Source organism: Erythrobacter sp. CCH5-A1, assembly GCF_001557115.1.
Lineage (GTDB): Bacteria > Pseudomonadota > Alphaproteobacteria > Sphingomonadales > Sphingomonadaceae > Erythrobacter.
The window spans coordinates 1-241 of the sequence record NZ_LSKQ01000017.1; the positions used below are offsets into that span (position 1 = coordinate 1).

Sequence of the window (241 nt, forward strand, 5' to 3'; positions counted from 1 at the left end):
GCGCCGATGTCGTCGGCATCTTCCCCAACGAGGACAGCATCATCCGCCTCGTCGGTGCCGTCCTGCTCGAGCAGAACGACGAATACCAGCTCCAGCACCGCTACATGCAGATCGAGGGCATGGCAGCGATCGCCATACCAACCATCGAGGAGGCTCAGCCGCTACAGATAACACCCAAGGCCGCCTGAAAATGCCGCCCGCTGGCCACACACGAATTTACACCACATTGACGGACACGACC

Annotated in this window: 1 protein-coding gene; it reads left to right on the forward strand. The window is 60.6% G+C overall.

Annotated features, from left to right (window positions below):
* Positions 1 to 188, forward strand: a 188-nt coding sequence (locus AX708_RS01065; protein WP_197426324.1) for a transposase, incomplete at its 5' end; no start/stop codon positions are given.
* Positions 189 to 241 lie beyond the last annotated feature (53 nt).